4 protein-coding genes and 1 pseudogene are annotated in these 4414 nt (G+C 68.3%); 2 read left to right on the top strand and 3 right to left on the bottom strand.

Features of this window, described 5'->3' with window-relative positions:
- Nucleotides 1-342: ferritin-like fold-containing protein (locus tag VGC18_RS01510; RefSeq protein ID WP_331093499.1), on the bottom strand; the 342-nt coding region annotated here is incomplete at its 3' end.
- A gap of 201 nt (nucleotides 343-543) precedes the next feature.
- On the opposite strand from VGC18_RS01510, the gene VGC18_RS01505 reads away from it, so the two are divergent.
- Nucleotides 544-1962, top strand: a complete 1419-nt coding sequence (locus tag VGC18_RS01505) for a DEAD/DEAH box helicase (protein ID WP_331093497.1) — start codon at nucleotides 544-546, stop codon at nucleotides 1960-1962.
- A gap of 211 nt (nucleotides 1963-2173) precedes the next feature.
- Here the strand turns inward: VGC18_RS01505 and VGC18_RS01500 are convergent, their stop codons facing one another.
- A complete protein-coding gene (locus VGC18_RS01500) occupies nucleotides 2174-3043 on the bottom strand; it encodes a PHP domain-containing protein (RefSeq protein ID WP_331093495.1) in 870 nt (289 codons plus the stop codon).
- A gap of 31 nt (nucleotides 3044-3074) precedes the next feature.
- Here VGC18_RS01500 and VGC18_RS01495 point away from each other — a divergent pair, with 31 nt between their 5' ends.
- Nucleotides 3075-4088 (top strand): endonuclease/exonuclease/phosphatase family protein, encoded by a 1014-nt coding sequence (locus tag VGC18_RS01495; protein ID WP_331093492.1) that lies wholly within the window; start codon nucleotides 3075-3077, stop codon nucleotides 4086-4088.
- Here the strand turns inward: VGC18_RS01495 and VGC18_RS01490 are convergent.
- A pseudogene (locus tag VGC18_RS01490) lies at nucleotides 4085-4414 on the bottom strand (TetR family transcriptional regulator); the annotation flags it as partial. The gene VGC18_RS01495 and the pseudogene VGC18_RS01490 sit on opposite strands and share 4 nt — an antisense overlap.

Below are 4414 nucleotides of genomic sequence, written 5' to 3'. Positions count from 1 at the left end.
CCGGGAGAACTCGTCGATGCGATCGACATAGGGCGCCATGGCCTCACCGGGCACCACACCCTTCCGGGTCAGCTCGGCGGCGAGGCCGTGATGCCGCGCGAGCGACAGCGCCGCGGCGTGGCTGACCGCCTCCTTGGCCGCCGCCGATGGCGCGCTGCTGACCGCCTTGCTCAGGGTCTCGAAGATGACCAGCTGCAGGTATGCGGCCTGGCCGAGGTAGGGAACGAGCTCCGGGGTGAGCTCGGCCAGGTCCACTCGAGTGGCATTCGCGGCCGTCTCGCGGCGCGGTTTCAGACGGGGGACATCAACGCGCTTCTGCCGACGCCGGAAAAAGGAGGCCACGCGCATAGCCTATCCGGGAGGACGCCGACAGGCCGCACGGAGGGCCACGCAGCATTTTTGCGGCGAATCGCGGTAAACTGACGTCAATTACCTCCCATTTCTGGTGGAGGTTGAGCACGCCCCAGGTCAAAGCGGGCGTAGCCGCTTCAAGACAGGGCCACGATCATCACAACTTTTAAAGACCTCAACGTCGACCAGGACATGGTTGACTCACTCGCCGCCAAGGGCATCCTCGAGCCCTTCCCCATCCAGGTGCAGACCATCCCCATGGGACTGGACGGCCAGGACATCATCGGACAGGCCAAGACGGGAACGGGCAAGACCCTCGGTTTCGGCCTTCCCCTGCTGCAGGAGCTCGGCCAGAACCCGGAGCCCGGTGTCAAGGCGCTTGTGGTCGTGCCGACCCGCGAGCTGTGCGTACAGGTGGCCGAGGACCTGACCATGGCGGCCTCGGGACGCTCCACCCAGGTCGCGGCGATCTATGGTGGCAAGGCGTATGAGGGCCAGGTCGAACAGCTCAAGGCCGGAGCGCAGGTCGTCGTCGGGACCCCCGGCCGCCTCCTCGACCTCGCGAGCCAGCACATGCTCTCGCTCAAGGACGTCAAGGTGATGGTGCTCGACGAGGCCGACAAGATGCTCGACCTCGGCTTCCTCAGCGACATCGAGAAGCTTTTCGCTCAGACCTCTCCGACCCGCCACACCATGCTGTTCTCCGCGACGATGCCCGGGCCGATCGTCGCCCTCGCCCGCCGGTTCATGAACCGCCCGATCCACATCCGCGCGACCGACCCCGACGAAGGGCTCACGCAGGCCAACATCAAGCACGTCGTCTACCGTGCCCACGCCCTCGACAAGGACGAGGTCATCGCGCGCATCCTGCAGGCGGAGGGTCGCGGCAAGACCGTCATCTTCACGCGCACCAAACGCGCGGCCGCCAAGCTCGTCGAGGAGCTGAACGACCGCGGCTTCAACGCCGCAGCCGTGCACGGCGATCTCAACCAGGAGCAGCGCGAGCGCGCCATGGCCGCCTTCAAGGCGGGCAAGAAGGACATCCTCATCGCGACCGATGTCGCCGCCCGCGGCATCGATGTCAACGACGTCACCCACGTGATCAATCACACCATCCCCGAAGACCACGACGCCTATCTGCATCGTGCCGGCCGCACCGGTCGCGCGGGCAAGACCGGCATCGCGGTCACCTTCGTCGACTGGGACGACATGCACAAGTGGTCGCTCATCAACAAGGCACTCGACATGGGCCAACCGGAGCCGGTCGAGACCTACTCCTCCTCCCCCCACCTCTACAGCGATCTGGACATCCCGGTCGGCACCAAGGGGCGTCTCGCCTCGGCCGGCCCGGTTCGCCCGCGCGAGCCCCGCGCGACGGACGGCGACCGCGGACGGAGCGGCTCCCGCCAGGGTGGCGCTCGCGATGGGGCACCTCGCGGCGACGGCCGCGATCGCAACCGCACCCGGAGTGCCGTCTCCAACGACGCTCCGAGGTCGGAGGGCACCCAGAAGACCGAGGGCGCGGGAACGCACGACGGCTCCGGTCCGACCAGACGCCGCCGCAACCGGACCCGTCGTCCCAGCACCGGCAGCGTTCCGCCCACCGCCTAGGCTCGATCCCCCGAGCGTCCGCACCGGACGGCTCGCCTCCGCTTCTCGTGCATAACTCCTGCGGTTTTCCGTGCCGCGGTGTCCTGAGGCGTGTCTTCCCGGCGTCGTGGCGCCGCCGAGACGAATCTGCAGGAGTTATGCGCACGCGGGACGGCGGCACGACCCGGGAGCGGGGCGCATGCCGCCCGGCGACCGCTGAGGCGGGCCGGAATCAGGCGGGGTAGGCGGTCGTCCCCGTCGCCGCCGCGAGAATGCGGTCGAGGACCTCCCGTGCGGTGGTGTTCTCACCGAGACGGTTCGGTTTGCCCTCGCCGTGATAGTCGCTCGACCCGGTGACGACGAGGTCGTACTTGGCCGCGAGCTCGAACAGGCGCTCCTTGCCGTCCTCGGTGTTGTCCCGGTGATGGATCTCGAGTCCGAAGAGGCCGGCATCAACGAGTTCGGCGATGGCCTCCTCCTCGATCACCCGGTATCTTCCCCTCGTCGCCGGATGCGCGAGAACGGGAACGCCCCCCGCGGCGACGATCATCCGCACCCCCTCGAGCGGCGACGGCGCGTAGTACTTCTCGTAATAGCCGCCCTGCCAGTGCAGGATGCTCTGGAACGCCGCGCTGCGGTCGGAGACATGGCCCTTCGCGACGAGGGCATCGGCGATATGCGGGCGCCCCAGCGTTCCGCCGTCGACCGACTGCGCGAGCACGTCGGCCCAGGTGAGGTCGTAGTCGCGCCCGATCCGCTCCACGATGCGTTCGGCACGATGCAGTCTGCCGTCGCGGATCTCGGCGGTCTCGGCGAGGAGACGCGGATCGAGCGGGTCGAACAGGTAGGCGAGCATGTGCACGCTCACCGGTCCGTAATTGGTGCTGAGCTCCATCCCGGGGATCACTCGCACGCCCGTCTCGTCCGCGGCGGCGAAGGCCTCCGACCAGCCGGCCGTCGAATCGTGATCGGTGAGCGCGATGGTCCCGAGCCCCGCCGCCGCCGCCGCGCGGACGAGCTCGAACGGGGCCTCGGTTCCATCCGACACGCTGCTGTGGGTGTGCAGGTCGATGGCACCCCGCGGATCGATGTGACCGGGCATCTGTCAACTCTATTGGTTAGGGTGAGGAGCCATGTTTCGCCGACTCCTCGCCGCCGTCCTGATCCTCGTGGTCGCCGCCGCGCTGCTGGTCCTGGCCTGGCCGCAGCTCTTCGGGCTGCAGCAGACCGTGGGACCGGCCCAGCTGGTGTCGCTGCGCGGATCCGCGATCGCCGCCGCGGTGATCCTCATGATCGCGCTCGGCCTGCTCGCCCTCCTCAGTCGCGCCTTCCGTCGGCTGGGATCCTCCCTCGCGCTGCTGCTGCTTGCCTTCGCCCTGGTCAGCACCGCGGTGCTCGCCACCCGAGGATTCGGCGACACCGCCTTCCAGACCAAGGCAGACTCCGACATCACCGTGATGTCCTGGAACACGCTGGGCGACGCCCCCGGCGCCCAGGCGATCGCCGAACTGGCCCTCAGCTCCGATGCCGACATCGTCACCCTGCCGGAGACGAGCAACCAGACCGCGGTCGCCGTCGCGGGCCTCATGAAGGACGGCGGACGTCCGATGTGGGTGCACACGATCGCCTTCGACCACATCTCGAAGGCACGATCGACCTCCGTGCTCACCAGCACCGATCTCGGGGCCTACTCCGTCGACGAGAAGGCCGGTTCGACCTCGACCCTGCCGAGTGTCGTCCTCGCCCCCGACGACGGATCGGGGCCCGTGATCGTCGCGGTGCACGCCGTGGCTCCGACGCCGAAGGAGCTTGTCAACTGGCGGGCCGACCTCCGCACGATCGCCGGATTCTGCGCGGGCAGGGACGTCATCATGGCAGGCGACTTCAACTCCACCCTCGATCATTTCGCCGGCCTCGGCGACGGCCGCTCCAGCACCCTCGGCAACTGCGCGGATGCGGCGCTCCAGACGAAGAACGCGGCCGTCGGCACCTGGCCCAGCTCGCTTCCCGCGCTACTCGGCGCACCGATCGACCACGTGATGACCACACCGGATTGGCGGGTCACCGGGATGCGCGTCGTCCAGAACCTCGATGGCGACGGCAGCGACCATCGCCCGATCGTCGTGCAGCTGCAGCCGAAGGGCTAGAGGCGGTGGCTCTCGATGAGAGCGATGCCCATGCGTTTCGCCCTCAACGCCGCTCCGCGGTGCCCCTCGCTGGCCTCGACGATCGAGCCCTTCATGAGGATGTGCCAGGACAGCGCGAACTCCTCCGGATCGCGCAGGCCCGCCTCGACGGCGAAATCACTTACCATCTGCCGGATGTGGGCCAGGTGACTCGTGCTGGCCCGGCCGAGAGGATGATCGGCTCCCATCTCCAGCAGCACGTTGACGAAGGTGCAGGCCTCGAAGTCCTCCCGGTGGAACCACTCGTCGAAGACGTCGAAGATCGCGAGCAGCCGGCCCTCCGCATC

It is taken from the genome of Lacisediminihabitans sp., assembly GCF_036404185.1.
Classification (GTDB): domain Bacteria; phylum Actinomycetota; class Actinomycetes; order Actinomycetales; family Microbacteriaceae; genus Lacisediminihabitans.
Note: the sequence above shows the minus strand (reverse complement) of the source record. Positions and strands in the feature narration are given on the sequence as shown.

What these genes read in the sequence shown, in the direction of transcription:
- VGC18_RS01505 (WP_331093497.1), top strand. Translation starts at nt 544, where the DNA reads ATGGTTGACTCACTCGCCGCCAAGGGCATCCTCGAGCCCTTCCCCATC.
- VGC18_RS01500 (WP_331093495.1), bottom strand. Translation starts at nt 3,043, where the DNA reads ATGCCCGGTCACATCGATCCGCGGGGTGCCATCGACCTGCACACCCAC.
- VGC18_RS01495 (WP_331093492.1), top strand. Translation starts at nt 3,075, where the DNA reads ATGTTTCGCCGACTCCTCGCCGCCGTCCTGATCCTCGTGGTCGCCGCC.